The following is a 25085-nucleotide window of genomic DNA, read 5'->3' on the forward strand; positions in this document are numbered from 1 at the left end:
CGGTCCACGTTCAAAGCACATCTGGCAAAACCTGCAAGAGTTACCAGAACATTCATGATGCAATCAGCGCGCCACCCGCCGGTTCAGTATGTGGCACTCATCGGCTACCAAGCTCAGGACTCCGTCGGCGCCACCATGCGAGAAAGGGCTTCATGCACCTTCAACTCGCTCGATGGCAGCGATGCGCCGACCGGTACGTTCTGAGTGAAGATCGATGGCGAACGTAACCTGGAGTGGGTTGCCAGGCAGCCCAATGCGGCAACGCTCCATCGGCGCTTGCTGAGGAATCCGTGACGGGACGGCGGGTCGTCATTGTCCCTAAAGGGACACTACACGACAAGAACTTTGTTAGAGCGGTCGCCTGCGGCGCTTGGCCCAAACACCTCGGACTTCCGATCGTTTGCGGCTGCTTCTCTCGACGGTGTTCGATACCCGCGCGCGGAGGCTCCGAAGTTCTGCAAGTTGAGCGTTGAGAAACCAGACCCGTTGGTTCAAAATGACCATACGGTCGCAAATCCGACCACTACTCATTAGGAGCCCCAATAGCTGCAACTGCTGAAAAACACTGACATCGGTAAAAGGGCGTTCGATTGGATGGTAGCGTTGTTTCACGTAAAAGATGTGAAACGGCACACATGCGGCAGGAAAGATATTTCACCTGTCGCGTCTCTGAAAACGTGCTTTGCGCACTCGCGACCGAGTTGGTGCAGGAAGAAGGCCCGAAATAAAGGTCGCCTCAGTGCCGCGGTCATAAATCCGTAATGTTGGAGCAGAGAACCTTCTCAAGGGTGACGGCCCCGTGAACGCGCGGCGCGCGGCCCGCCGTCGCACTGCAAAGTCGATATCGGTCAGCCAAGTTTGTCGGCATGCAAACGAGCACCAAACTCGGCGGCTCAAATGACGGATCCTCTGACGGACGCAGATCCAGAGCCACAGGCTTGTAGGAGCTCGTTTGCGGAAGTTGTCGCAGATTTTGCCCCGTGCTGAGGCACAGAGGTGCTCGATCTTGCGGCTTGCGTTGGCGGATACTGGTATCGGGAGGCTAAGTCACTCCAAACCGAGAAAGTAGCGCCACTCCGTACCCATATTGTCGTCCGTAATGAGCTTTTGGCCGGCAGTAGCCTCCAGCAGCTGCGGGCATGGCTCAATCGTGGGGCCGTCCTGACGGAAGTCGGCCATCAGCGCGTCCAGCCGAGCGCGGTCAGCCTCATCGGAAGCAAACTCAGGTTTTCCGTCAATGCTGTAGGTTTCCAGCGTTCGCCGCCAGCGAGCATGATCCCAAGCGATCGGCGTCTGCGACAGCACCATATGATTCAAGAACCGGGCGCCGTGGGAAAATGCAGTGCAGCCCGTGCGCTGCGCCCGCCGCGAATTGGTGGTGTTGTAGAAGTAGACTCCACCGGGCTTCAGGTGTTGCTGCACGAGGCCCAGGAATTCAGACGAGAGCAAATTGGCGGCGTTGGCCCGAAAATGCCACGTCGTGTTGGAGACGACCGCATCGAATTGAGCGTCGGGATGATGGCGCAGCCAACGGCGTCCGTCATCCTCGATAATCCTGATCTTGGGATTGTTCAGGATCGATTTGACGTTGTCGTGTTTGGCGATCAACTCGACATATCCGCGATTGATCTCGACGATCGTGAGCGATTCCACGTCCGGATTGTTGGCTATGACTTGGGCCCACGAACCGGAGGAGAGACCGATCATCAGCACCTGTCGTGGTGCAGGGTGGAAGAGGCTCAGCGCGTAGGGGCGGACGATGCCGTTGCGATCGGACTTCAGGTCTGTGTTGAAGCGGCCGTCATACATGCCGTTGCCGAAGACGGTACCCTCGTTGTCGACGGTGATGATGCCGCTATGGTTCTCGACGACATGGAGGAAGTCGCGGTCAGTGAGCGTCTTCGCCTGCAGATTCTCCAATAGCCGCTGGCTCAACAAGAAGTTAGCGCCGAGGCCGAACACGAGAACCGCAACGGCAAGTCGGCCAAGAAGATACCGCTCCTGCCGGGTTGTTTCGCCGACCGCAATCAATGCAAATGCGGACATCGTGCCACCAACAAGCAAGATTGCCGAGATTTGCCGGAGTCCGAAGTAGTCCGTCAGCACGAAGCCGGTGAGGATAGCCCCGCTGGCGCAGCCTACGATGTTGGCGAAATACAGGAGCGCCGTCCGCTGACCAATCTGTTCGTCCGCAGCGATGCCAAATTGCGAGAGATAGGGGAGCAGTGCGCCCCATTGCCGCGCTATCAGGTAGGTAATGACGACCGTAACGCTGATTGCGCCGGCGCCGGTCCATGCCAATTGCGTCATCAAGGGAAGAAACAGCGCACCGAACAAGTTGGCCCAGATGAGATCGCTCGCGGCTTTGCGGAGCGCAGCTTGCGGCGCAAGTGTCCTGCAGGACTGTCCGGCCTGTCGGGCGCCGACCGCGATCCCGGTCAGAAAAGCATATAGCGTGATCGCAAAAGCCAGCGAACTCGATCCCGATGCAAACGACATCACGCGGAACAGGTAGATCTCGTAGGACAGCGAGATGAATCCCCCCGCCATTGCGAGCAGCACGACCAAGCCCGTGCCGAGAATTGGCGGTGTGCCTGATGCGTTGGCCGACTTCGGCGAATCATTCGTCGTGCTGCGGCCAGGCAGGACGTGCGCCGCGATTGCCCCGGCGCCGACCGCAATATTGATTCCAGCCGCGATCGTGATCGCCGCATGCATGCCGAGGAAGGGGAAAATCAGGATGGCGCATACGAGGCACGCGGCACCGGCGCCGAGCGTGTTGACGAAATAGAGAGTGCCGACGGCGTCGCCGATCTGTCCGGAAAGTCGTGCCAGATAGGCGACCAGGATCGGCAGCGTTGCGCCCATCAGAAGGGTTGGCACCAGCACCAGGACAAGGTTGATGGCGGCAAGGGCGGGCAACGGCAGGTCAGCCACCTGAGCGCCCACCTTTTCGAAGATTTGAAGTGAGGCCAATCCGAATGCAGCAGTCGCAAGCTCGATCACTCCTAGAAGCAACAATGGCCTGACGTTGGTGCGGCGGGATATCCAGCCGCCACACAAGCTGCCGAGTCCGAGTCCGAGCATGAACGCGGTCACGATAATCGTCACCGATTCCGAATTGACGCCGAAGATGCGGAACAGGCTTCGTTGCCAGGTCAGTTGATAGATCAGCGCCGGAAAGCCGGAGAAGAAGAAGAGGATGCAAAGAATGCGGACATGGGGCGCAGCGGATGTCTGTGCCGGCGCATTCGCGGGCAATTCGACGGCGGTCATGATGGAACCCTCCTCCAGGTGGTTGCAACCTAGAGGAGAAAGGTAATCATATGTTGCGGTTTGTTGCTGAACCGCGCTGGGATTGACGGCTCAATCCGGCAACGCGATGCGCGAGGTTAACCCGTTGCGAACAGCGGGCAAGAATGACCGCTTCGCCACGTGCACTGGCGCCTTTCCGGACTGAGCCCGGGAAAACCTGGCACCTCCTGTTGCAAGTTGTTCCTGACCAATGATGCACGTCTGTGTTGTGCATTTATTAATGGTTGTATTGGCAGAAACATTCCCCTGGAATGCAGGAATGTCAAATGACAACCAAAAAGGGTGGACGACGTTTCGACTCAGCCGGGATGCTCTCAAACCTCAAGGGAGATGTGGAGCTTTCCCTCAGGCTATTCCAGCTGAACTGGATCATCATCGGCGTGGTCCTGGTCTTGCTCGCACTCGGCGTTCTGCTGACCAGCTTCCGGCTGGAGCCGAAAGGCTACATCACCATAATGGGAATGACCGGGCTTTACGGATACATCGGACATCGCAACGCGAGCTCCGGGCGCGGCAATCCGCGGGTCTATGCGACCCTGTTCACCTTAGCGCAGATCATCCTGGTCCTCATACTCGTCACATCGCTGGGATATATCGCGGCGTCGGCGGCTCTCCCAATGCAGGAAGCCGGACTGCTTGCATTCGATCGAGCACTGGGGTTGAATTTTCGAGCATATCTGTCGTTTGTGAACGACCGGCCCGGATTGATCCGTGCGCTTGCCCCTGCCTACAATTCCATATTCGTGCAGCTGACCCTGCTCGTCGTTCTCCTGCCCTTGTGCGGTTTCTATCGACGGGCTGCAGAATTCGTTCTCTGCTTCGCACTGACGCTGATCGTCACCACGGTCATTTCAACACTGGTTCCTGCCACGGGCGTTTATCATGCCTTGGGCCTGCTGCCGGCGGATCATCCGAACATCGAGCCTTCCGTCTACTATGACACCCTGCGCGAGCTTCCTCTTGTGCGTGATGGTACCACCAGGGTGTTGGACGCGTTCAGCCTGGGTCCCCTTCTGACATTTCCGAGCTTCCACGCCATCACGGCCGTCCTTTACGCATGGGCCCTGTGGCCGATCCCTTGGCTGAGAGTCGCAGGGACCTTGTGGAATGCCGTCGTGTTGGCGGCGACGCCGATTGGCGGTGGACACTTCTTCGTCGACGTCATTGCCGGCGTGGGCATCGCGTTTGCGACGATCTATGCGACGCATCGGCTTGGAAATTATCTCTCACGCGGCCAATCGCAGAAGCAGCAGCCGGTATTGGTCCCCTCGCATGCATGTCGCGGTCGACATCCTGTTCGCCCATCCGCGCAACAAGCCGTCCGCCAGCCTGCATGAATCACTGGGCCTCGCCACCGTCAAAACACCGCTCGGCATCATCCTCAAGGTCGACGAGCGCCGCGAAACCAGCATGCCCGGCATCTACGCCGCCGGCGACCTCGCCAACCCCATCACGCCGCCATCGGTCACCCTGGCATCATCGCACGGCGCGATGGCAGGTATCTTCGCCCAGCAGTCGATGGTGGTTTGAGAGCACACATGCAGGATGAGCATGGCCGTCGAACCGGACAGCTCGGGTGTGCGCTTCCCTCCGCCCTTCGTCTATCTGGGAGCGCTGCTGTTGGGGCTGGTGGCGGAGCGGTTCGTCACCCTGCGTTCCTTCGGCATCGACTGGCGGTTGCTAGTCGCAGCAGGCGCGCTGCTGTTCGTTGCCGGCGCGGCGAAGATGCTTGCGGCGGCGGGGCTGTTCCGACGGCTGGGCACCAACGTTCCGCCGTCGCAGCCAACGACCCTCATCGCAACGACCGGCCCTTATCGGTGGACCCGCAATCCCATGTATCTCGGCATGGCGCTTATCTATGCCAGCCTTGCGATCGGCTTCGACGGGCCGATCGCCTTCGCCTTGCTCCCGTTGGTGCTGCTCGCGATCCAGACGCAGGTGATCGCTCGCGAGGAGCGCTATCTCGAAGCGAAGTTCGGCGACGACTACCGCCGCTACAAGGCCGAGGTTCGCCGCTGGCTCTGACTATTCCGCCGCTGCCGCCTGCGGGGCCGCCCGTCAGCCAGCTTTCCCAACAGATCGCCGTCGTTACCCGGACCAGCTTCAGTATCTGGAAAGTATCCATCCGTCTTGCAGAGCCGTCGGCTATCCAACAACAGGTGGCATCAATGGTCTACAGTCTAATTGTCGAAAAAGAGATCCGCAGGAGCTTCGATCACGTCAACAACCAGCGTTGGGATGATGCTGCAAAGGGCCTAACACCAAACGCGTATCACTGGGTTGCCGGAGATCATGCGTTGGGAGGTGAGCGACATGGAAAGCAATCGGTAAGGCAGTGGTTCGAGCGCATGGGCCGTGTTTTCCCGAAGCTTCACATAGATATTGAGCAGATCGAGGTGACGGGTTGGCCATCGAACACCACAGTGTTCGTCAAGTGGCGGGCCAACGCGAGACTACTTGACGGCCACAGCTCGTATGTGAACAGGGGCGTCCACGTCTTCAAGTTGCGATGGGGCAAGGTTCATTCGATTGAGGAATACTTCGACTCGCAGGCTGCAGAGCGAAGCCTCGCTATCCAAGCTCGTGCCGGTTTGGATGAAGCTGCGGCTGGACCAATCGTGAGCTAACGCAGATCATTCGTGGGATGCCGCCATCAGGACAAGGATATGTCATGGCACAGCACAATGCCGATCGGGTCGCCGACTGGAATGGCCAAAGCGGGGAGCGCTGGGTCGCGCACCAGGCCCGCCTCGACGCCATAGCGGCGATGTTCGGCCAGGCCGCGATCGAAGCCGCCGCGCCCGCAACGGGCGAGCGCGTGCTGGACGTCGGCTGCGGCGCGGGCGCGTCTACTCTGGCTCTGGCCGCGCGCGTCGGCGCGGGGGGCCAAGTGCTGCGCGTGGACATCTCCGAACCGCTGATCGCCCGAGCGCGCGCGCGTGCGCCACAGGATACGCCGGCCCTGTTCCGGGTGGCCGACGCCAGCAGCGCCGAGCTGCCCGAGGGCGCGTTCGACATCCTGTTCTCGCGTTTCGGCGTGATGTTCTTCGACGATCCGACAAAGGCGTTCGCGCATATGCGCCGTGCGCTGAAGCCCGGCGGCCGGGTCGCTTTCGTCTGCTGGCGCGGCACGGCCGAGAACGATTGGATGCGCCTGCCGATGGGCGCGATCAAGGGCATCGTCCCGATGGCGCCGCCCGATCCCGAAGCGCCCGGTCCATTCTCGTTCGGCGACCCGGAGCGGATCACTCGCATCCTGACGGCGGCCGGCTTCACCGATATCGCGATCACGCCCTTCGATGCTTCCGTTTCGTTTGGCGAGGGCGCGACGCGGGACGCGGCGATCGACGGCGCGGTAAAGATGACATTGGAGGTCGGCCCGCTGTCGCGCGCGCTCGCTGACCAGCCCGACGACATCCGTGCCCGCGCCTTGGCCGCGGTTCGCGCCGCCTTCGCGAGCTGCCCCGGCGAGCGGTCGCTGATGATCAACGGCGCGACGTCGATCGTCAAGGCGCGCAATCCCGCAAGTTGACGCCGATTAGCAGGGAGACGTCGCGGGCCTGGCGAACAAGACGCGCCGCCTTCTCGAACCGCCTGACGCTCGGTCAATGCAAAGAGCAACGATGAGAAAAATCATGGGGCCGTAGAGATGAGAATACCCATGGTGATCCAGCCGCATGAAGAAACGGCTACGCCTCACGCGTAAGCTGCCCAGCCGCGAAAGGTGAAGCCGGTGTAGAACAGGGTCGGCTCGGAGAAGCCAGCCTCGCGCAGGATCGTCTCGTCCTGCGCGGGCGTGAGGATCTCCAGGTGGTTGGTGACGGCGTTCCGCGCGGCTGCCGCCTGGGCGGGCTCAACGCCGGAGGCGGCCAGGAATGCGGAGTACCGCGACAGCCATAGCGGGCGCTCCTCCTCGCCACTGGGCGCACTCAAATGCGCGACCACGAAAGCCGCGTCCGGCTTCAGCCGGCGGCGGATCTCGGAGGCGATGCGGCGCCGCTCCGCGACATCGACGAAGTGCAGCGTCAAAAGGCAGCTGGCACCGTCGAACGGTCCTTCCGGCGCATCGTCGATATAGCCCTGGTGAAGATGCGCGCGCGGCGCCAGCGGCCCCAGGGTCTGTTTCGCGAGCCCCAGCATCGCAGCGGACGGGTCCACGCCGTCGAAGCGCCAGCCTGGCTGCGCCTGCGCAAATGTTCTCAACTCCAGGCCGCCGCCGGCACCGAGGACGAGGATCCGCGCATCGTCATGCGCACGCTCGGCCAGCAGGATCGCCGCCATCGACAGCATGGCATTGTAGCCGGGCACGAAGCGTGGCGGCCCTTCCGTGTATCGCGCCACGGCCTGCGGATCGGAGAACATGTCTTGAATGCTGGTCATGGCGTCATCCTTGCTGAATGCGGCAGTCACGCGCCATGGGCGCGCAAGCCCTGATGCTTCCGGGAGCCGAGGCGCTTGCGAAAATCCTCGCTCAGCATCGCCAGCGTCACCTCGCCGAGGCGCGACAGCAGCAACGCTTCCGCCTCGTGAAAGGCCTGATCGAGGGCGGCATTGACGGCCTGCTCGACGAGACAGCCCGGCGACTCCGTCCTGTTGCCCATGGCCAGCAGCGCCGGGCTGCCGAGCGCGGCGTAGACGTCGCGCAGCGTCACCTTCGCGAGGTCACATGCAAGCCGCCAGCCGCCGCCATGCCCCTTCTCGGAGCGGACGTAACCGAGCTCGCGCAGCCCCGCCATGATGCGGCGGATCACCACCGGGTTGGTGTCCATCGCCTTCGCCAGCGTCTCGGACGTGAACGGGCCGGGCTGTTGCGCCATGTGCAGCAGCACGTGGAGCACGCCGGACAATCGGGAGTCGCGTCTCATGTAACTTCATATGTTGCAGATCTGGGCCAAAGTCAACGACTGGCTACGCCACGCGAGGCGCAGGCAGCAGAGCATGGAGAAGTCGTGAGATTTTCGGGAGATGCAGCGCTGCCAGAACAGCGCCAAGTGGACGCCACACATGCGCGCCCGATCATGCCATCCTGCTCCTGTTTTGCCCGACGGCGCTACGCCTCTCTGCCCGAGGCGTCAGCGCTTCAGCGATTCGGCTAAGTCATTGATCCCGCTCATGCCGTCTACTGTGCATGGGGTTGTTTTCGCACTTTGTTTTCGTCGGACAGAAAACACCGAGATCGCCACGCCGATTTGTCACGGTGACGGCGCCGCGCGTGAGGGCAACAATCGGCTAGGCGACCACGTGGCCTGTTCGTCCCCGACCTCGCGTGGCGCCCGTTTTCATCCGTTCATTTTTTCCGGAGGCGCATCATGCAGGTTTACAACGTGGTCAAGTTCAAGGTGAAGCCGGGCGAGGAAGCCGCCTTCCTCGACGCGCACCGGGACGGCAAGGCCAAATGGCCGGGCCTGGAGCACGGCGTCATCATCAAGACCGGCGATCAGACTTTCTGCCTCATCGGCACATGGGCGAGCCAGGATGCGCTGATCGCGGCGCGCTCGGCGATGATCAAAACGCTCGACAGTTTCAGGTCGGTGCTCGAGGACCAGGGCAACGGACGCGGTGTGACGGACGCTGTCTCGGGCGAGGTCGTGCTCGCGCTGTAGCAGGCGCGTAGCGCCCGCTACTTCATCACCCGCAGGCCCTTGGTCGTGAACTTCTGCGTCTTGCCGCCGGGGCGAACGGGGCGCTTGGTGCCGGCGGCCTTGCCGGTGCCGGGCGGCTGGTGCGCCGGCACGAGCTGGTGCGGCTGAGAGCCGATCAGGTCGCGGCGGCCCATCTCGATCAAGGCCTCGCGCAGCACCGGCCAATTGTCGGGGTCGTGATAGCGCAGGAACGCCTTGTGCAGGCGGCGCTGGCGCAGGCCCTTGATCGCCTCCACCTTGTCGCTGCCGCCATGCCGCACGCCGCGCAATGGGTTGACGCCGGTGTGATACATCGCGGTCGCGGTCGCCATCGGCGAGGGCAGGAAGGTCTGCACCTGGTCGGCGCGATAGCGGTTCTTCTTGAGCCACAGCGCGAGGTTCATCATGTCCTCGTCGGTCGTGCCCGGATGCGCCGCGATGAAATAGGGGATCAGGTAATATTTCTTGCCGGCCCGCTCGGCCGCTTCATCGAACATCCGCTTGAACTTGTTGTAAGCGCCGATGCCCGGCTTCATCATCTTGTCGAGCGGGCCGCGCTCGGTATGTTCAGGCGCGATCTTGAGATAGCCGCCGACGTGATGGGTGACCAGCTCCTTGATGTATTCGGGGCTCTCCACCGCGAGGTCGTAGCGCACACCGGAGGCGACCATCACCTTCTTGATGCCCTTGGTCTCGCGCACCTTGCGATAGAGCCGGATCAGGTCGTCATGCGAGGTGTTGAGGTTCGGGCAGATCTCGGGGAAGACGCAGGACGGCCGCCGGCACGCCGCCTCGACCTTGGGGTCCTTGCAAGCCATCCGGTACATGTTGGCGGTGGGGCCGCCGATGTCGGAGATGACGCCGGTGAAGCCCGGCGTCTTGTCGCGGATCTTCTCGATCTCGCGCAGGATCGACCCCTCGGAGCGGTTTTGGATGATGCGGCCCTCGTGCTCCGTGATCGAGCAGAAGGTGCAGCCGCCGAAGCAGCCGCGCATGATCGTCACCGAGAACTTGATCATGTCCCACGCCGGGATCTTTGCCTCGCCATAGGATGGATGCGGCGCGCGCGCGTAAGGCAAATCGTAGACCGCGTCCATCTCCTCGCTGGTCAGCGGGATGGGCGGCGGGTTGAGCCAGAGATCGCGATCGCCATGACGCTGCACCAGCGGACGCGCATTGCCGGGATTGCTCTCCCGGTGCAGCACGCGCGAGGCACGGGCGTAAGCTTCCTTGTCCTGCTCGACCTGCTCCAGCGCGGGCAGGCGGATCACGATCGCGCCCTTCTGGCGCGTTGCACCCTCGTCCGCGGAATCGAGATCGTCGGCGTGCAGCTCGGTGTAACCTTCCGGCACGCGGCGAAACAGTGCGACGCCCCTGATGTCGTCGAGCTCGCGCGGCGCTTCGCCGGCGGCAAGCCGCTGCGCCACCTCGACCACGGCGCGCTCGGCATTGCCGTAGAGCAGCAAGTCCGCCTTGGCGTCCGCGAGCACCGAGCGGCGCACCTTGTCGGACCAGTAATCGTAATGCGCGATCCGGCGCAGCGAGGCCTCGATGCCGCCGAGCACGATCGGGACATCCTTGAACGCCTCGCGGCAGCGCTGGGCGTAGACGATGGTGCAGCGGTCCGGCCGCTTGCCGCCTTCGCCGCCGGCGGTATAGGCATCGTCGCTGCGGATGCGGCGGTCCGCGGTGTAGCGGTTCACCATGGAATCCATGTTGCCGCCGGTGACACCGAAGAACACGCGCGGCTTGCCCAAGGCCCTGAACGGCTCGGCCGAGTGCCAGTCCGGCTGCGCGATGATGCCGACGCGGAAGCCTTGCGCCTCCAGCAGCCGGCCGATGATGGCCATGCCGAAGCTCGGATGATCGACATAGGCATCCCCGGTCACCAGCACGATGTCGCAGGCGTCCCAGCCGAGCGCGTCCATCTCGGCGCGGCTCATGGGGAGGAACGGCGCCGGCTTACGCGGGCGGGCCTGGGCCATCAGGGGCTTTTCGGCGGCGATGATCTGGGTGTCCATGCGCTTACGCATAGGACTCCAGGCCGGCGAATTCAACCGACGGGGGCGTGAAGATTGCGGTTCCGCCTCCTGTCATCCGCCCGTGTACGCGTTAACCCCGCATCCATGCGCGGTGAGCCGATCGGCTTTGATCGCTGCAATCGTCGCATGCGGCGATCCGGGTTCTCACCGCAGCGGCCATGGAGTATTCGGTCGCTCCATGGGCAAGGGAACATCAGGCAGCGGCAGCGACGCGGTCGCGAGCACTGCACTATCCGCAGGCGCCTGGCTCGGCGCGATTGCGCTGATCGGCTTCATTCTGGTGGCGACCGCGCAGGCGTCCAATCAGATTCTCGCTCGCGGGCTTGCGGGCTCGGTCCCGTCCTTCGCACTCGCCTTCTTCCGTTGGAGCATTGTAGCCATCGGGCTCGCGCCGATCGCGCTCAAGGAGATCCGCGAAGGCCGCGTGCCGCTCGACAAAAACATCTGGCCGATCCTTGCCGCCGGCTTCATGGGCATGTTTCTGTGCGGCGGTCCGGTCTATGCCGCGGGCGTGTCGACGACGGCGATCCACATCGCGCTGATCATGGCGCTCTCGCCGATCACGGTGCTGATGATCTCTGCGGCGCTCAAGATCGAGCATGTCGGCCCGCTGCAATGGTCCGGTACTGCACTCGCGCTATCGGGGGCGCTGCTGATCATCTCCGGCGGCCATCCGGCGGCGTTGTTCGAACTGGAGACGGCGTCGGGCGACGGCCTGGTCGTGATCGCGATGCTGGGCTGGTCCGGCTATACGCTGCTGCAATCGCGCGCCGCACCGAAGGCGTCGCTGCTCGCACGCATCAGCCTGTTCTCGGCCGCCGGCGCCTTGTTCTCGCTGCCGCTCGCGGCCTGGGAAATGTGGGCCATGCCCGCCCAAACCTTCAGCACCAAGGCGCTATCAGCCTATGTCTTCGCCGGGATCGTTCCTGGCCTGCTTGCGTATGCCGGCTTTGCCTGGCTCGGTGCCAAATTCGGTTCGGTGCGGACCTCGCTCGTCCTCTACCTCGGACCGGTTGCAAGCGCCCTATTGTCTTTCGCGATCCTTGGCGAACCTCCAAAGCCGATCCATCTCGTCGGAGGGCTGCTGATCCTCGGCGGCGTCTGGGCCAGCTTGCGCCGATAGTTCCATTTGAACGAGTCCTGGTTCAAGCGCAGGAACCATCCGCGGCTGCAAACATTCTGATCAAGGGTCCGTGCGGGCCCGGGTTGCGCGCGCCGCCATCGTTTCGGCGTTCGCGGCGTCGCCTCTGGCGATGGGGGACCTGTGAGTACAGTCATTGAAAACTTGCTGTTGCGGAAGCAGAAGCTCGTGGAACAGCTCGAGAGGGTGCCGTCGGTCGAGGACCGCGACAAGATCGAGCATCAGCTCGAACAGATCAACACTGCGCTGGATTTCCTGGACAGGCCGGGATCGAAGGACGCGTAGTAAGCGCCTTCAGTCCGCGTCCACCGCTTCCACCTTCAAGGCCCTGGCATAGACGACGCCCGAATTGGTGATGTGCGTCGTCATCGCCGCTTCGAAGGCGGCGAAGTCGCCGCACGCGAACAGTTCGAGCAGCTTACGATGCTCGTCGAAGGACGTGCGGGTGCGCACGTCGATTGGCGAGGTCAGATTGGTGCGGAGCGCGGCGACGCGGCCGGAAGCCAGCTGGTAGGATTCGACGAGATAGCGGTTGCCGCAATGGGCGAACAACGCCTCGTGGAACGCCGTATCGGCGCGGCCATAGGCGATGTTGTCTTTTGCTGCGATCGCCGGCTCCATCGCCGCGATCGCATCGTTCATCACTGCAATGGCGCCGTCGCGATCATGGCGAAAGGCGAGCTCGGCCGCCCTGGGTTCGAGTGCGATCCGGAAGGTGCAGAGCGCATTGATGTCTTCCGCACTCGGGGTAAAGACAAAACTGCCGACCTGCGGCCGGATCACCACCAGCCCCTGCGCCTGCAACAGGCCCATCGCCTCGCGCACCGGCGTGCGGCTGACGCCGAAGGAATTGGCCACCATCTCCTCGGAGATGGCGGCACCTAACGCGAACTCGCCGTCGATGATGGCCTGGCGCAGCCGCTGCATCACGCGCTGCGACAGCGATTTCGGCGTATCGAGCTTGAGCGAGCGCATCTGCCCTCAGATCACCTTGCCGGGATTGAGCAGATGGTCCGGGTCGAGCGCGGCCTTCAGCGTCCGCATCAGCGCGATCTCGGGCTCGCTGCGGGCGTGCCCCAGCCACTGCTTTTTCAGCGTGCCGATGCCGTGCTCGGCGGAGACGCTGCCGCCGAGCTCGCGCACGAGACCGTAGATGATCGCGTCCATCTCCTCCTTCGGCTGCTGCTCGACGGGAAGGCCGGTGACCCAGGAGACCAGATGCAGATTGCCGTCGCCGATATGGCCGTAATAGACGCTCTCGCAGCCCTCGATGCCGGCGGCGAGCGCAGCCTTGCAGCGCGTGGCAAATTCATCCATCCGGTTGACCGCAAGTCCGATGTCGTAGGAGATGTGCGGGCCCAGCACCTGGCCGAACTCGGCGCAGATGTCGCGCACGCGCCAGAAGCTTTGCGTTTGCGCCAGCGATTGCGCCACGGCGGCATCCGCCAGCAGCCCGCGCTCCATCAGCTCTTCGAGCCAGGCCTGGAAGCGCGGCGCATCGACGCTTTCGTCGGTGCCTTGCGCTTCGACCAGCACGTAGAGGCCGTGACGCGCCGCGACCGGCGGCTTCACGCCGGCACGATTGGTGATCACGTCCCAATAGTCCGGCCACATCACCTCGAAGGCCGATAGCAGCGGACCGAGCCCGCTGCGCGCGGCGCCGAGCAACGCGACCACCGCAGCATAGTCCTTCAACGCGCAAAGTGCGGCCATGGTCGAGCGCGGCTTTGGAAACAGTTTCAGCACCACGCGGGTGATGATGCCGAGCGTGCCTTCGGAGCCGATGAAGAGATGCTTCAGATCATAGCCGGCATTGTTCTTCATCAGCTTGTTGAGGCTGGTGATGATGGTGCCGTCAGGCAGCACCACTTCGAGACCGAGCACCAGCTCGCGCGTCATGCCGTAGCGGATCACGCGGTTGCCGCCGGCATTGGTCGAGAGATTGCCGCCGATCGCACAGGAGCCGCGCGAGCCGAGATCGAGCGGGAAGAAGAAGCCGGCCTCGTCCGCGGCCTTCTGGATCGTCTCCAGCGGCGTGCCTGATTTCACCGTCATCGTCGCCGATGCGGGATCGATCTCCTCGATCCCGCTCATGCGCTCCAGCGAGATCGCGACCCAGCCCGCTTCAGGCGAGGCGCCGCGGCACAGCCCGGTCAAGCCGCCTTGCGGCACGAACGGCAGTCGGGCCTCTCGGCAGGTCGCAATCGCATCGGCAACGCCTTGCGCGTCGAGTGGACGGATCACCGCCAGCGGCGTCTGCGGCAGGCTCGCGCTCCAATCGTTGCAATTGCGTGCGGGCACTTCGCTGCCGGTCAGCACCGCCGCCGCGCCGAGCTTGTCACGCAGTGCGCCGAGCAGTTGGTCAGCACGCCCAAGGGGAGTTGCCATGTCCATGCGAGACCTCCGCTAAAATCAGCTGCGCCTCATGCGCGCCGCGAGGGTGGAAAGGATTTGCACCGGTCTTGTATGTAAGGTACAAGATTAAAAGTAAAGTAAAAACAATGACTCAGAACACAGCCTAGATCGTTCCGGATCAAAGGCTTGCGTCCGAGCTCGCAGCAAGAAGGGCGATGGGATGACGGAGGCAATTCGCGGGTTCTGGGTGGCGTCGGCAACGCCGCTGGCGGCGGGTGGCAGCGTGGATGCCGCCAAGCTCGCGGCTCATGCCAAGCAGCTCTTCGGCAAGGGCGTCGACGGTGTCGTGCTGTTCGGCACCACCGGGGAGGGCACCTCGTTCAATGTCACCGAGCGTGTTACGACCATCGAAGCCTTGCTCAAGGCGGGGATCGCACCGGAGCGCATGGGCATCGGCGGCGGCTTCCCCGCCATTGCCGACAGCATTGCACTTTCGCGCGCGGTGCTCGGCCTCGGTCTGCGCCACGTGCTGGTGCTGCCGCCTTACTTCGACCGTGGCGTCACGCCTGAGGGCGTTGAGGATGCCTTCGCCGCGATCATCGACGGCGTCGCCGACGACCGGCTGCGCGCCTATCTCTATCACATCCCGCAGGTCTCGGGCGTTGCGATCCCGACCGGCGTCGCCGCCAACCTGCGCAAACGCTATGGCAAGGTCGTTGCGGGCCTGAAGGACTCCAGCGGCGACTTCAAGCAGTTTCAGGCGTTCCGTGCGGCCGCGCCCGAGCTCGCCATCACCGTCGGCAACGAGGCCGACATCGCCCGTGCGGTCGCCGCCGGCGGCGCCGGCACCATCTGCGGCATGGCCAACATCGTACCCGAGCTGGTCAAGGGCATGCTCGACGGCAAGGATATCGAGACGCGCATGCAAGCTGCGATTGACGTCGTATTGAAGACGCCGTCCTTCCTCCCGACGCTGAAGGCGATCCTGGCGGCGCAGACCGGCGATGCGGGCTGGCTGCGTGTGCGTCCGCCGCTGCGTGCGTTGTCCGACGGTGCCGCGTTCAAGCGACAGCTCGACGAGTTGATGGCACCTGCCATCGCGTGAGTCCGCGCAGGACCGCGGCCTATCTGCGCGCCGCAGCGAATTCGCGTGTTGCGTGCCACGAGCGGCGTCGCCGCAATTGTTGATTGCGCTCCGGTGCGCTCTGTCTTTAGAACGCTTCAATACTAGAGCGATTCAAGCCGACTTACGGTTCTCTTGACGCGCTGCGACTGTTAGACGCGCCAGCGTCAATGCTGCGTCTGACCTGGAAGTGAATCGTGCCTGCTCATCTGGACGGCCAACCTGTCGATGGCCGTCGAACTCGTGCCGGCAAGAGCCGTGCAAGTCTTCTCATTGGCGCGGCCGTGCTGCTCGCTGAATCTTCCTCCAGCATGACGATCGCGCAGGCGCAATCTTCGCTGCCGCCGGTGACGGTGGAAGCCCCGGTGCAACGGCCGCGGCCGGCGCGCGCATCCGAACAGGCGCCACGCCGCACGCAAACCGCCATGCGCCAGCGCAGTCGCAATTCCAATCCGGCGCCCGCCGTACCGACGCTCTCGGAGCGCGCGGCTGTGGAAGCCGCCGCGCAACAGGCCGCAAAGCTCGGTTATCGCGCGATGCCGAGCGCGACCACGCTGCGCAGCGGCGCTTCGCCCCTGAACACCTCGCAGGCGGTCAACGTCGTGCCCGAGCAGGTGTTAAAGGACCAGTTGCCACGCAATATCGACGATGCGCTCATCAACGTCTCCGGCATCACCCAGACCAACACGCTGGCGGGCAGCCAGGACGCCGTGATCCGACGCGGCTTCGGCGACAACCGCGACGGCTCGATCATGCGTAACGGCATGCCGCTGGTACAGGGCCGCAGCTTCAATCCTGCTGTCGAAAGCGTCGAGGTGCTCAAAGGCCCGGCCTCGCTGCTCTACGGCATCATGGATCCCGGCGGCATCGTCAACACCATCAGCAAGCGCCCCGAGCTCTATCAGCACGGCTCGGTCACGCTGCTCGGTTCGGCTTACAGCGCCTCGAAAACCGGCGCCGACGGCCTGCTCGACGTCACCGGTCCGATCGGCGACCAGGGCCTCGCCTATCGCTTCATCGGCTACGGCGTCAGTGAGGACTATTGGCGCAATTTCGGCCGGCACCGCGAGATGCTGGTGGCGCCGTCACTGGCCTGGTACGGCCAGGACACCACGGTGCAGCTCAACTACGAGCACCGCGAGTTCATCTATCCGTTCGATCGCGGCACAGCGTTCAATCCGGTGACGAAGGCGCCGCTGGCGGTGCCCGCCACGCGCCGGCTGGACGAGCCCTTCAACAACACCTGGGGCACGTCGGACCTGATCCAGGCCTCGATCGAGCACCGCTTCAACCAGGATTGGAAGCTCTACGCTGGTTACAGCTACAACACCGAAACTTTCAGCGCCAACCAGCTCCGCATCACCGGCATCAACTTCACGACCGGAAACGAGACGCGCAGCAATGACGGCACGCAGGGCTCGCTCAGCAATGTCAGCTACGGAACGTCCTACGTCTCCGGCGGCTTCTGGCTGGGCAACATGCGCAACGAGGTGCTCGTCGGGGGTGACGGACAGTACCGCACCATCTACCGTGACAATCTGATCCGGCAGGCGACGCCCGCCATCAACATCTACAATCCCGTCTACGGGCTGATCGGCCCAGGTACGACCGTGTCAAACACGGACAGCGCCCAGACCGACAAGCTCGGCCAGTGGTCGCTGTTCTTCCAGGACACGCTGCATCTAACCGATTGGTTCGCGCTGGTCGGCGGCGTGCGCTACATGGACTATGATCAGATCGCAGGGCGCGGAAAGCCCTTCGTCACCAACACCAACGTGTCCCAGGACAAGGTGCTTCCGCTCGGCGGCGCCATCTTCAAGCTCACCGACCAGATCTCGCTCTATGCGAGCTACACCGAATCGCTGAAGCCGAACTCGACCATCGCGTCGATCGGCGCCGTGATCGATTCCCGCGTCGCGCCGGAAGAGGGCGTGTCCTACGAGACCGGCCTCAAGTTCGATCTCAACCAGCGCATTTCCGGCACCGTCGCGCTGTACGACCTCGACAAGAAGAACGTGCAGACGACGAAGACCAACAGCGCGGGCATCGTCGAGCTTCACACCGTCGGCCGTGCGCGTTCGCGCGGCGTCGAGGTCGACGTCACCGGCAGGCTCACGGACAGTTGGGCGCTGATCGGCAGTTACGGCTATACCGATGCGCGCGTCACGGCGTCCGAGGATCTGACGCTGCTCGGCAAGAAGCTGCAGAACGTCGCCCTGAACACGGCCTCGCTCTATCTGGTCCACGATTTCGGGACCGCATTGCCGGGCCGGCTCCGCCTCGGTGGCGGCGCGCGTTATGTCGGCGACCGCCCCGGTGATGCCATCAACACTTTCTTCTTGCCCTCCTACGTGGTCGCCGACATCTTCGCGACCTACGAGACCAGGTACGAGCAATTCCCGGTGATCTATCAATTCAACGTCAAGAATCTGTTCGACAAGGTCTACTATCCATCCGCGGTCAACAATCTGAACGTCGCCGTCGGCGATGCGAGGCGCGTGTCGTTGTCGGCAACGGTGAAGTTCTAGCGATGGCGGTGCGGCGGGGACACACAATCAAGGCAGCCCTGCTCCAGGTCCATTCCATCGCGGGCCTCGTGCTCGCGCTGCTGCTCGCCCTGATCGCGCTGACCGGTGCGATCATGAGTTTCGAGGACGAAATCGTCGATCATCTCAACGCCGGTATCATGCACGTCGCGCCGCGGGCAGCGCCGACGCTGATGCCCGACGAGCTGGTCGCGCGGCTGAAGGCGACGCAGGATGTCGGCAAAGTCTCCGCCGTCATGCTGTCGAGCGATCCGTCCGCAGCTGTGCGGGTTCGCTTCGGCCGCGACGAGCAGGGCGCGAGGCCGGCTTCGCTTTATGTCGACCCCTATGACGCAAGCGTGCTGGGCTCGCCGCGCGGCGAGGAGTTCTTCGCGACTGTGCGCAAGCTGCATCGCTGGCTGCTGATCCCCGGCGACGCCAAGGGGTGGGGGCGCCAGGTCACGGGCGTCGCCGCGCTCGGCCTGATCGTGATGCTGATCTCCGGCCTCGTGCTGCGCTGGCCGCGCCGCGCCGGCAGCGTGAAGATGTGGCTGAAGCCGAATCTTTCGCTCGGCGGCCGCGCTCTGCATCGCTCGCTGCATGCCGTCGTCGGCACCTGGGTGCTTCCGGTCTATCTGATAATGACGCTCACCGGGCTCTGGTACTCGTTCGACTGGTACAAGGATGGTGTGGTCTGGCTGCTGTCGCGGCCGCATGTCGCCACGGCCAAGATGCAGCCCAAGATGTCTGCAAAGCCGCCGGGTGAGGCCGGCCGTATCGAGGCGCAAGCGATCGGTTTCGACCAGGCGTGGACGACGTTCCGGCGCGAGGAGGGTGGCCATTTCGCGAAAGCCCTGCTGACGCTGCCGGCGGGCCCCGGCACGGTGATCCGGATCCGGTCGTGGGCGAAGGAGACGACGCTCGACACCACGCGCGACGAATTCCGCATCGATGCCGTCTCGGGACAATTGGTTTCCGCGGAGCGGTACGCCGACAAGACCCTTGGCGAGAAGATCATCGCCAACATGCTCGACATCCATCGCGGTGCCATCCTGGGCTGGGCGGGCAAGCTCGCCTTCATGATCGCGGCGGCGCTGATGCCGTTGTTCTCGGTCACCGGCATCCTGCTCTATCTGTCGCGCCGCAAGCTGCGGCGTCCGGCGCAGCCGCCGCTCGGCCGACTCGTTCCCGGCGAGTGAGCGGACACGAAGGCTAGCCAAGCCGGCGACAATCGTTCAAAAGCCCATGGCCTGTTCTCGTCAAGGTCCCCGCCATGAAGCTTTCCACCGTCACCCCCGCCGAGATCCGCCGCGCGCTGCTGCTGCGCGAGGAGATCGCGCTGCTCGATCTCAGATATGAGGCGGCGTTCGCGACCGGACATCCGCTGTTCGCCGCCAACATGGCGGCCGATCGGATCGCCGTCGAGGCCGAGGTCCGGCTGCCGCGCGAGGACGTTCCGATCGTGCTTTACGATGACGGCGAAGGCCTCGTCCCAGTGGGTGCGGAGCGGCTTGCGGCGCTGGGCTACACCAACGTTAGCGCGCTGGACGGTGGACTGAAGGCCTGGCGCGCGGCGGACTATCAGGTCTTCGAGGATGTCAATTCCTATTCCAAGGCCTTCGGCGAACTGGTCGAGTCGCGCCGGCACACGCCCTCGTTCAGCGCCGACGAGGTGGCAAAGCTGATCGCGGACAAGGCCAACATCGCCATCCTCGACGTCCGCCGCTTCGACGAATACGCGACCATGAACATTCCGGGCTCGGTCAGTGTGCCCGGCGCTGAGCTGGTGCTGCGGGCGGGACAGGCCGCGCCCGATCCTGAAACCACCATCATCGTCAATTGCGCCGGCCGCACGCGCTCGATCATCGGCACGCAGTCGCTGATCAATGCCGGCGTGCCCAACAAGGTGCGCGCGCTGCGCAATGGCACCATCGGCTGGACGCTGGCGCGACACACACTCGACCACGGTGCCGACAGGCGCGGCGCGATCGGACCGTTCGAGGGCGGTCCGGCCAATGCCCGCGACGTCGCTTACCGCGCCGGCGTTCGGCATATCGGTGCGAGCGAGATGGCCGCGCTGCTCGCGCAAACTGATCGCACGCTCTATCGCTTCGACGTGCGCGACGCCGAGGAATATGCCGCCGGCCATCTGCCGGGCTTCCGTCACTATCCTGGCGGCCAGCTCGTTCAGGAGACCGACATGGCGGCGCCGGTGCGCGGCGCACGCATTCTCCTGACTGACGACAAGGGTGTCCGTGCCGACATGACGGCGTCATGGCTCGCCCAGATGGGCTGGGAGGTCTATGTGCTCGAAGGCGGCTATGACGGTGCGCTCGAAATCGGCCCGCCATTGGTGCTGCCTAAGCCGGACCCGGCACATCGTTATCGCCGGCCCTATGAAGGTACCGACGTCGCCGAAGCCGCAATGCAGGCTTATCTCGATTGGGAGTATGGGCTGGTCGAACAGCTCAGGCTCGACGGCACGCACGGATTCTACGTGATTTGATTCTGTCGTCCGTCAACTCCGCGCAAAGGCGATGCCGTTTGGTAGCCCCTCCCTGCCGCCCGCCATCTTCTCCCCGTATCCACGCCCTATTGTGCCGCGCACCGTCCGCGGTCTAAGAGCTGCGGCAAAGCTGCTACTTACGGAGACACCATGCCAGCCCCAGGCCAAAGCCCCGAGCGGACTGCGAAGGCACTGCTGCTCGAAGGCGTCAATGATAGCGCTGTCGACCTTTTCAAGGGCGCGGGCTTCACCAATGTCGAGCGGCTAACCAAGGCGCTGGACGGCGAGGATTTGCGGCGGGCGCTCAAGGGCGTGTCCCTGCTCGGCATCCGCTCGCGCACCCAGATCACGGATGACGTGCTGGAAGCAGCCGATGGGTTGCTCGCCATCGGCTGCTTCAGCGTCGGCACCAACCAGGTCGATCTCCTGGCGGCGCGCAAGCGCGGCATTCCCGTGTTCAACGCGCCGTTCTCGAACACGCGCAGCGTCGCCGAGCTCGTGATCGGCGAGATCGTGATGCTGCTGCGGCGGATCTTTCCGCGGTCGGTGTCGGCGCATGACGGCGGCTGGGACAAGTCGGCCACGGGGAGCCGCGAGGTGCGCGGCCGCACGCTCGGCATCGTCGGCTACGGCAATATCGGCTCGCAGCTTTCGACGCTGGCCGAAGCCATGGGCATGCGCGTGATCTATTTCGATCGCACCGACAAGCTTCGCCACGGCAACACCGAGCCGGTCGAGCGGCTGGAAGACCTGCTGGCGCAGAGCGACGTCGTCAGCCTGCACGTGCCCGAGACGCCGGAAACCGCCGGGATGATCGGCGAGAAGGAGCTGCGGGCGATGAAGCCCGGCTCGTTTCTGATCAACAACAGCCGCGGCACCGTGGTTGATCTGGATGCGCTCGCGCGCGCGCTGCGCGACGGTCATCTCGCCGGCGCGGCCGTCGACGTGTTTCCGGTCGAGCCGTCCTCGAATTCCGATCGCTTCAACAGCCCGGTGCAGGGCCTGGAGAACGTCATCCTCACGCCGCATATCGGCGGCTCGACCGAGGAGGCGCAGGAGCGCATCGGCGGGGAAGTCGCACGCAAGCTGGTCGACTATTTCATCACGGGATCGACCATGGGCGCGGTGAACTTCCCGGAGGTGCAGCTGCATCTTCGCCCCTCCGGCGCGCGCTTCAGTCACGTCCATCGCAACGTGCCGGGCATGCTGCGAAGACTCAATGAGGTCTTCCTGCAGCGCGACATCAACATTGCCGCGCAATATCTCGAGACCGCCGGCGACCTCGGCTATGTCGTGCTCGATGCCGATCTCGCGGGCCAGGATTCAGCGGCGCTGCTCGATCAGATCCGCAGCCTCGAAGGCACGGTCGGGGCGCGGCTGGTGTTCGAGCACTAGAGCGTCATTGACGGCCGGCCGTCGGTCGACTTCAATGCGGCCTCCTGATCGAACAACAATAGAAACGGGGGAAACGATGGCGCAACTGCGTGCGAAGCTCTGTGCATTGCCCGTCGGCGCGGCGGCCTTGCTGGCTGCAAACTGCGCCTCGGCGGCGACGCTGGCGGAAGATGCCGAGGCCGTCTGCAAGGGTCTCGTTGGCGGCGCGGACATCGTGAAGATCGATGCCGCGACGTTGCAGGCGCCGTCGCCGCTCGCCGTCGCCGAGCGCGGGCCGACTCCGTCGGGACGCGTCACGCCGGCCAATCCCGCCTTCTGCAAGGTGCTCGGGCATATCGATCCCACCGATCCCAAGGCGCCGCCGATCAAATTCCAGGTCAATCTTCCGGTCGAGTGGAACGGCCGCTCGCTGCAATATGGCGGCGGCGGTTTCAACGGCGTGCTGATCACCGGCCTGGCGTTGCCGCCGGCCTATCCGTTCGACAAGCCGTCGCCGCTCGCGCGTGGCTTCGTCACCTACGGCACCGATTCCGGTCACGAGACCAAGCAGGGCGAGCCGCCGCAGGTTTTCGCACTCAACGACGAAGCGTTCGAGAACTTTGCTCATCGCGCCTACAAGAAGGTGCGCGATGCCGCCGTCGCGCTGATGCAGCGCGCTTACGGCAAGATGCCTGAGAAGATGTATTTCATGGGCTCGTCCGAGGGCGGCCGCGAGGGCCTCACCATGGCGCAGCGCTATCCCGACGATTTCGACGGAATTTTCGCCCGCGTGCCCGTAATCAATTGGGTCGGCCTGCAGCATGCCGGCACGCGCGCGGGCCTTGCGACCATGGGCGAGGGCTGGATCAATCCGGCGCAGGTCAAGCTCGTGGGCGATGCGGTGCGCTCGGCTTGCGACAAGGCCGATGGCTCTGACGATGCGCTGGTGCAGGATCCCGTGTCCTGCAAGGCGGCATTCAAGGTTGAGACGCTGCGCTGCGCCGCGGGCCAGAGCGGCGATCAATGCCTCACCGAGGCGCAGATCAAGGCCGTCAACACGCTGCACGGGACCTACAAATTCCCGTTCCCGCTCGCCAATGGTCTTGACGATTATCCGGGTTGGGGCATCTCCGGCGAGGACATACCGGCCGTCGGCCCGACCGGCGGCTGGGTCGCCTGGTGGCTCGGCACCGCGCCGCCCGCGCAGCCGCCGACACCCAACAACGGCATCGCCTGGATCTACGGCGCCGGCGGCATTCAATATGTGTTCGCGCGCGATCCGAAGCTCGACGTCACCACCTACAAGGTGGAGGAGCACAAAGCGCGGCTGCTCGAAGTCTCCAGGTTGATGGATTCGACCGATCCCGATCTCAGCCGCTTCCGGGCCCGCGGCGGCCGGCTGATCATGCTCGAGCACATGGCCGATTACGCGCAGAGCCCCTATGCCGGCATCCGCTATTTCGAGAGCGTGGAGCGCAAGCTCGGCAAGGCAGAGACCGCCGAGTTCGCCCGCCTCTACACCGCGCCCGGCGTCGACCATGTCGGCTCCGGCGCGCCGGCCAATGTCGACATGCTGAGCGTGCTGGTCGACTGGGTCGAGAAGGGCAAGGCGCCGGGCGACCTCGAAGTCACCGAGCAGAAGGTGGAGGCGCCGTCCTTTGCAGTGACGCGTGCGCTGCCGCTGTGCCGCTGGCCGTCCTGGCCGCACTACAAGAGTGGTTCGGTGACGGAGGCTTCGAGCTTTACCTGCGCGCCGTAGACGAACCGCTCGTTTGACAACCGCCGCGCGCTCAGCTAGATATTTCGCATGCGAAATAATAGCGCCGGCGCGCGGCACCATCGGCTGATCTACCTGCTGAGCGTCGCGCACCGCCGGCTGCAGCGCTGGATGGCGACGCGGCCCGAGAGCGAGGTGACGCCGGCGCAGGCCGGGCTATTGTTCATCCTCGGCAAGCAGGATGGCGTGCTGATGGGCGAGGCGGGCGCGGCGCTCGATCTGGGGCCGGCCGGCATTTCCGGCCTGGTCGATCGCACCGAGGCGGCGAAGCTGATAGAGCGGCGGGCCGACCGTGAGGACGGACGCGCCTGGCGGATCTGGCTGACGCCGAAGGGACGCACCGCGCTGGCTCAGGCGAAGGCCGGCGCGGCAGAGGTCAATGCGGCGCTGACGGAAGGATTTACGGCCGCGGAGATCGACATCGTCGCGCGCTGGCTGACGAGCATTCAGGACAAGTTTCCAAGAGGAGCAGAGCAATGACCGAGCACGTCCGGATCGAGAACAACGGTGGAATTCTCACCCTCACGCTGGCGCGCCCCGACAAGAAGAACGCCCTCACGGATGCGATGTACGGCAAGCTCGCCGACGCCATCGAATCCGCCGAGTTCGATCCATCGACCCGCGTGATCCTGATCCGCGGCGAGGGCGACATGTTCACCGCAGGCAACGACGTCGGTGAATTCGCGGCCGTCGCAGTCGGAAAATCGGAAGGCAGCCGCAACGTGGTGCGCTTCATCCAGTCGCTGGCGCGCTGCATCCGGCCGCTGGTTGCGGCGGTGCAGGGCCGCGCCGTCGGCGTCGGCACCACGATGCTGCTGCATTGCGACCTCGTCGTGCTCGCGGATAACGCGCAATTGTCGACGCCGTTCGTCAGCCTCGCGCTGGTGCCGGAAGCGGCCTCCAGCCTGTTGATGCCGGCGCGCATCGGTTATGCCCGCGCCTATGAGATGTTCGCGCTCGGCGAGGCCGTTCCCGCCAAATCCGCACTGGAATGGGGCCTCGCCAACCGCGTGGTGCCGCTCGACAAGCTCGACGCCGAGGCGCTGGCGCTCGCGCAGCGACTTGCCCGCCAGCCGGCCGGTGCGCTCACGGCCACCAAGAAGCTGATGCGAAACGGCGAGGTGCTGGTCGCGCAGATGCAGGCCGAAGGCGAGCAGTTCGCGCAGCGCCTGCGCACCGCGGAGGCGCGTGAGGCGTTCACTGCCTTTGCCGAGCGCCGTCCGCCGGATTTTACGAAGGTCGCGTGAGGGAACGCGGGCGCGCTGGGACAGCGCAGCAGATATTTGATTAAAGTCTTAACCAAACC

Annotated in this window: 20 protein-coding genes and 1 pseudogene; 15 read left to right on the forward strand and 6 right to left on the reverse strand. The window is 64.2% G+C overall.

Annotated elements, in window-relative coordinates:
* Positions 1-1047: 1047 nt before the first annotated feature.
* Positions 1048-3276: a fused MFS/spermidine synthase gene (locus BCCGELA001_RS03995; RefSeq protein WP_008542812.1), complete on the reverse strand. Its 2229-nt coding sequence runs from the start codon at positions 3274-3276 to the stop codon at positions 1048-1050.
* 656 nt (positions 3277-3932) lie between these two features.
* On the opposite strand from BCCGELA001_RS03995, the gene BCCGELA001_RS04000 reads away from it, so the two are divergent.
* From BCCGELA001_RS04000 to BCCGELA001_RS04020, 5 genes and pseudogenes are all read left to right on the forward strand, one after another.
* Positions 3933-4652, forward strand: coding sequence for a phosphatase PAP2 family protein (locus BCCGELA001_RS04000; RefSeq protein WP_236840883.1), 720 nt, complete (start codon positions 3933-3935; stop codon positions 4650-4652).
* A pseudogene (locus tag BCCGELA001_RS04005) lies at positions 4591-4845 on the forward strand (NAD(P)/FAD-dependent oxidoreductase); the annotation flags it as partial. The gene BCCGELA001_RS04000 and the pseudogene BCCGELA001_RS04005, both read left to right, overlap by 62 nt.
* Before the next feature lie 21 nt (positions 4846-4866).
* Positions 4867-5340 (forward strand): methyltransferase family protein, encoded by a 474-nt coding sequence (locus tag BCCGELA001_RS04010; RefSeq protein WP_008570462.1) that lies wholly within the window; start codon positions 4867-4869, stop codon positions 5338-5340.
* Positions 5341-5483: 143 nt separating this feature from the next.
* On the forward strand, positions 5484-5942 hold the full coding sequence (locus BCCGELA001_RS04015) for a nuclear transport factor 2 family protein (protein WP_060734676.1): 459 nt from the start codon (positions 5484-5486) through the stop codon (positions 5940-5942).
* A 44-nt stretch (positions 5943-5986) separates the two neighbouring features.
* On the forward strand, positions 5987-6847 hold the full coding sequence (locus BCCGELA001_RS04020; protein WP_008542824.1) for a class I SAM-dependent methyltransferase: 861 nt from the start codon (positions 5987-5989) through the stop codon (positions 6845-6847).
* Positions 6848-7011: 164 nt separating this feature from the next.
* On the opposite strand, the gene BCCGELA001_RS04025 is transcribed toward BCCGELA001_RS04020, so the two are convergent.
* Both BCCGELA001_RS04025 and BCCGELA001_RS04030 read right to left on the reverse strand, forming a co-directional pair.
* A complete protein-coding gene (locus BCCGELA001_RS04025; protein ID WP_060737473.1) occupies positions 7012-7695 on the reverse strand; it encodes a class I SAM-dependent methyltransferase in 684 nt (227 codons plus the stop codon).
* A gap of 26 nt (positions 7696-7721) precedes the next feature.
* On the reverse strand, positions 7722-8180 hold the full coding sequence (locus BCCGELA001_RS04030) for an Rrf2 family transcriptional regulator (RefSeq protein ID WP_060734677.1): 459 nt from the start codon (positions 8178-8180) through the stop codon (positions 7722-7724).
* 444 nt (positions 8181-8624) lie between these two features.
* Between BCCGELA001_RS04030 and BCCGELA001_RS04035 the strand changes: the two genes are divergently transcribed.
* Positions 8625-8918 carry a hypothetical protein gene (locus BCCGELA001_RS04035; protein WP_008542831.1) on the forward strand — a complete coding sequence of 98 codons (294 nt, stop codon included), beginning with the start codon at positions 8625-8627 and terminating at the stop codon, positions 8916-8918.
* Between the two features lie 17 nt (positions 8919-8935).
* Here BCCGELA001_RS04035 and BCCGELA001_RS04040 read toward each other — a convergent pair whose 3' ends face one another.
* Positions 8936-10957, reverse strand: a complete 2022-nt coding sequence (locus tag BCCGELA001_RS04040; RefSeq protein WP_060734678.1) for a YgiQ family radical SAM protein — start codon at positions 10955-10957, stop codon at positions 8936-8938.
* 199 nt (positions 10958-11156) lie between these two features.
* On the opposite strand from BCCGELA001_RS04040, the gene BCCGELA001_RS04045 reads away from it, so the two are divergent.
* Positions 11157-12101, forward strand: a complete 945-nt coding sequence (locus BCCGELA001_RS04045) for a DMT family transporter (RefSeq protein ID WP_083543290.1) — start codon at positions 11157-11159, stop codon at positions 12099-12101.
* A gap of 312 nt (positions 12102-12413) precedes the next feature.
* Here the strand turns inward: BCCGELA001_RS04045 and BCCGELA001_RS04050 are convergent, their stop codons facing one another.
* Together BCCGELA001_RS04050 and BCCGELA001_RS04055 are read right to left on the reverse strand one after the other, a co-directional pair.
* Entirely contained in the window at positions 12414-13094 is a 681-nt protein-coding gene (locus BCCGELA001_RS04050; protein WP_060734679.1) for a GntR family transcriptional regulator, read from the reverse strand.
* 6 nt (positions 13095-13100) lie between these two features.
* Positions 13101-14513 (reverse strand): FAD-binding oxidoreductase, encoded by a 1413-nt coding sequence (locus tag BCCGELA001_RS04055; RefSeq protein ID WP_060734680.1) that lies wholly within the window; start codon positions 14511-14513, stop codon positions 13101-13103.
* Positions 14514-14694: 181 nt separating this feature from the next.
* Here BCCGELA001_RS04055 and BCCGELA001_RS04060 point away from each other — a divergent pair, with 181 nt between their 5' ends.
* The 8 genes from BCCGELA001_RS04060 (at position 14695) to BCCGELA001_RS04095 (ending at position 25026) form a co-directional block, all read left to right on the forward strand.
* Positions 14695-15579, forward strand: a complete 885-nt coding sequence (locus tag BCCGELA001_RS04060) for a dihydrodipicolinate synthase family protein (protein ID WP_060734681.1) — start codon at positions 14695-14697, stop codon at positions 15577-15579.
* A gap of 215 nt (positions 15580-15794) precedes the next feature.
* Positions 15795-18125: a TonB-dependent siderophore receptor gene (locus BCCGELA001_RS04065; RefSeq protein WP_060734682.1), complete on the forward strand. Its 2331-nt coding sequence runs from the start codon at positions 15795-15797 to the stop codon at positions 18123-18125.
* A 2-nt stretch (positions 18126-18127) separates the two neighbouring features.
* Positions 18128-19321 carry a PepSY-associated TM helix domain-containing protein gene (locus BCCGELA001_RS04070; RefSeq protein ID WP_008542854.1) on the forward strand — a complete coding sequence of 398 codons (1194 nt, stop codon included), beginning with the start codon at positions 18128-18130 and terminating at the stop codon, positions 19319-19321.
* A 74-nt stretch (positions 19322-19395) separates the two neighbouring features.
* Entirely contained in the window at positions 19396-20628 is a 1233-nt protein-coding gene (locus tag BCCGELA001_RS04075) for a rhodanese-like domain-containing protein (RefSeq protein ID WP_008542855.1), read from the forward strand.
* Between the two features lie 150 nt (positions 20629-20778).
* Positions 20779-22023, forward strand: a complete 1245-nt coding sequence (serA, locus tag BCCGELA001_RS04080) for a phosphoglycerate dehydrogenase (RefSeq protein WP_060734683.1) — start codon at positions 20779-20781, stop codon at positions 22021-22023.
* 76 nt (positions 22024-22099) lie between these two features.
* A complete protein-coding gene (locus tag BCCGELA001_RS04085) occupies positions 22100-23761 on the forward strand; it encodes a tannase/feruloyl esterase family alpha/beta hydrolase (RefSeq protein WP_060734684.1) in 1662 nt (553 codons plus the stop codon).
* Between the two features lie 48 nt (positions 23762-23809).
* Positions 23810-24259, forward strand: coding sequence for a MarR family winged helix-turn-helix transcriptional regulator (locus tag BCCGELA001_RS04090; protein WP_008542868.1), 450 nt, complete (start codon positions 23810-23812; stop codon positions 24257-24259).
* Positions 24256-25026 (forward strand): enoyl-CoA hydratase, encoded by a 771-nt coding sequence (locus BCCGELA001_RS04095; RefSeq protein WP_008542870.1) that lies wholly within the window; start codon positions 24256-24258, stop codon positions 25024-25026. The genes BCCGELA001_RS04090 and BCCGELA001_RS04095 overlap by 4 nt, the downstream gene beginning before the upstream one ends.
* The last annotated feature ends 59 nt before the right edge of the window (positions 25027-25085 follow it).

It is taken from the genome of Bradyrhizobium sp. CCGE-LA001 (genome assembly GCF_000296215.2).
Lineage (GTDB): Bacteria > Pseudomonadota > Alphaproteobacteria > Rhizobiales > Xanthobacteraceae > Bradyrhizobium.

What these genes read in the sequence shown, in the direction of transcription:
- BCCGELA001_RS03995 (WP_008542812.1), bottom strand. Translation starts at nt 3,276, where the DNA reads ATGACCGCCGTCGAATTGCCCGCGAATGCGCCGGCACAGACATCCGCT.
- BCCGELA001_RS04000 (WP_236840883.1), top strand. Translation starts at nt 3,933, where the DNA reads ATGCAGGAAGCCGGACTGCTTGCATTCGATCGAGCACTGGGGTTGAAT.
- BCCGELA001_RS04010 (WP_008570462.1), top strand. Translation starts at nt 4,867, where the DNA reads ATGGCCGTCGAACCGGACAGCTCGGGTGTGCGCTTCCCTCCGCCCTTC.
- BCCGELA001_RS04015 (WP_060734676.1), top strand. Translation starts at nt 5,484, where the DNA reads ATGGTCTACAGTCTAATTGTCGAAAAAGAGATCCGCAGGAGCTTCGAT.
- BCCGELA001_RS04020 (WP_008542824.1), top strand. Translation starts at nt 5,987, where the DNA reads ATGGCACAGCACAATGCCGATCGGGTCGCCGACTGGAATGGCCAAAGC.
- BCCGELA001_RS04025 (WP_060737473.1), bottom strand. Translation starts at nt 7,695, where the DNA reads ATGACCAGCATTCAAGACATGTTCTCCGATCCGCAGGCCGTGGCGCGA.
- BCCGELA001_RS04030 (WP_060734677.1), bottom strand. Translation starts at nt 8,180, where the DNA reads ATGAGACGCGACTCCCGATTGTCCGGCGTGCTCCACGTGCTGCTGCAC.
- BCCGELA001_RS04035 (WP_008542831.1), top strand. Translation starts at nt 8,625, where the DNA reads ATGCAGGTTTACAACGTGGTCAAGTTCAAGGTGAAGCCGGGCGAGGAA.
- BCCGELA001_RS04040 (WP_060734678.1), bottom strand. Translation starts at nt 10,957, where the DNA reads ATGGACACCCAGATCATCGCCGCCGAAAAGCCCCTGATGGCCCAGGCC.
- BCCGELA001_RS04045 (WP_083543290.1), top strand. Translation starts at nt 11,157, where the DNA reads ATGGGCAAGGGAACATCAGGCAGCGGCAGCGACGCGGTCGCGAGCACT.
- BCCGELA001_RS04050 (WP_060734679.1), bottom strand. Translation starts at nt 13,094, where the DNA reads ATGCGCTCGCTCAAGCTCGATACGCCGAAATCGCTGTCGCAGCGCGTG.
- BCCGELA001_RS04055 (WP_060734680.1), bottom strand. Translation starts at nt 14,513, where the DNA reads ATGGACATGGCAACTCCCCTTGGGCGTGCTGACCAACTGCTCGGCGCA.
- BCCGELA001_RS04060 (WP_060734681.1), top strand. Translation starts at nt 14,695, where the DNA reads ATGACGGAGGCAATTCGCGGGTTCTGGGTGGCGTCGGCAACGCCGCTG.
- BCCGELA001_RS04070 (WP_008542854.1), top strand. Translation starts at nt 18,128, where the DNA reads ATGGCGGTGCGGCGGGGACACACAATCAAGGCAGCCCTGCTCCAGGTC.
- BCCGELA001_RS04075 (WP_008542855.1), top strand. Translation starts at nt 19,396, where the DNA reads ATGAAGCTTTCCACCGTCACCCCCGCCGAGATCCGCCGCGCGCTGCTG.
- serA (WP_060734683.1), top strand. Translation starts at nt 20,779, where the DNA reads ATGCCAGCCCCAGGCCAAAGCCCCGAGCGGACTGCGAAGGCACTGCTG.
- BCCGELA001_RS04085 (WP_060734684.1), top strand. Translation starts at nt 22,100, where the DNA reads ATGGCGCAACTGCGTGCGAAGCTCTGTGCATTGCCCGTCGGCGCGGCG.
- BCCGELA001_RS04090 (WP_008542868.1), top strand. Translation starts at nt 23,810, where the DNA reads ATGCGAAATAATAGCGCCGGCGCGCGGCACCATCGGCTGATCTACCTG.
- BCCGELA001_RS04095 (WP_008542870.1), top strand. Translation starts at nt 24,256, where the DNA reads ATGACCGAGCACGTCCGGATCGAGAACAACGGTGGAATTCTCACCCTC.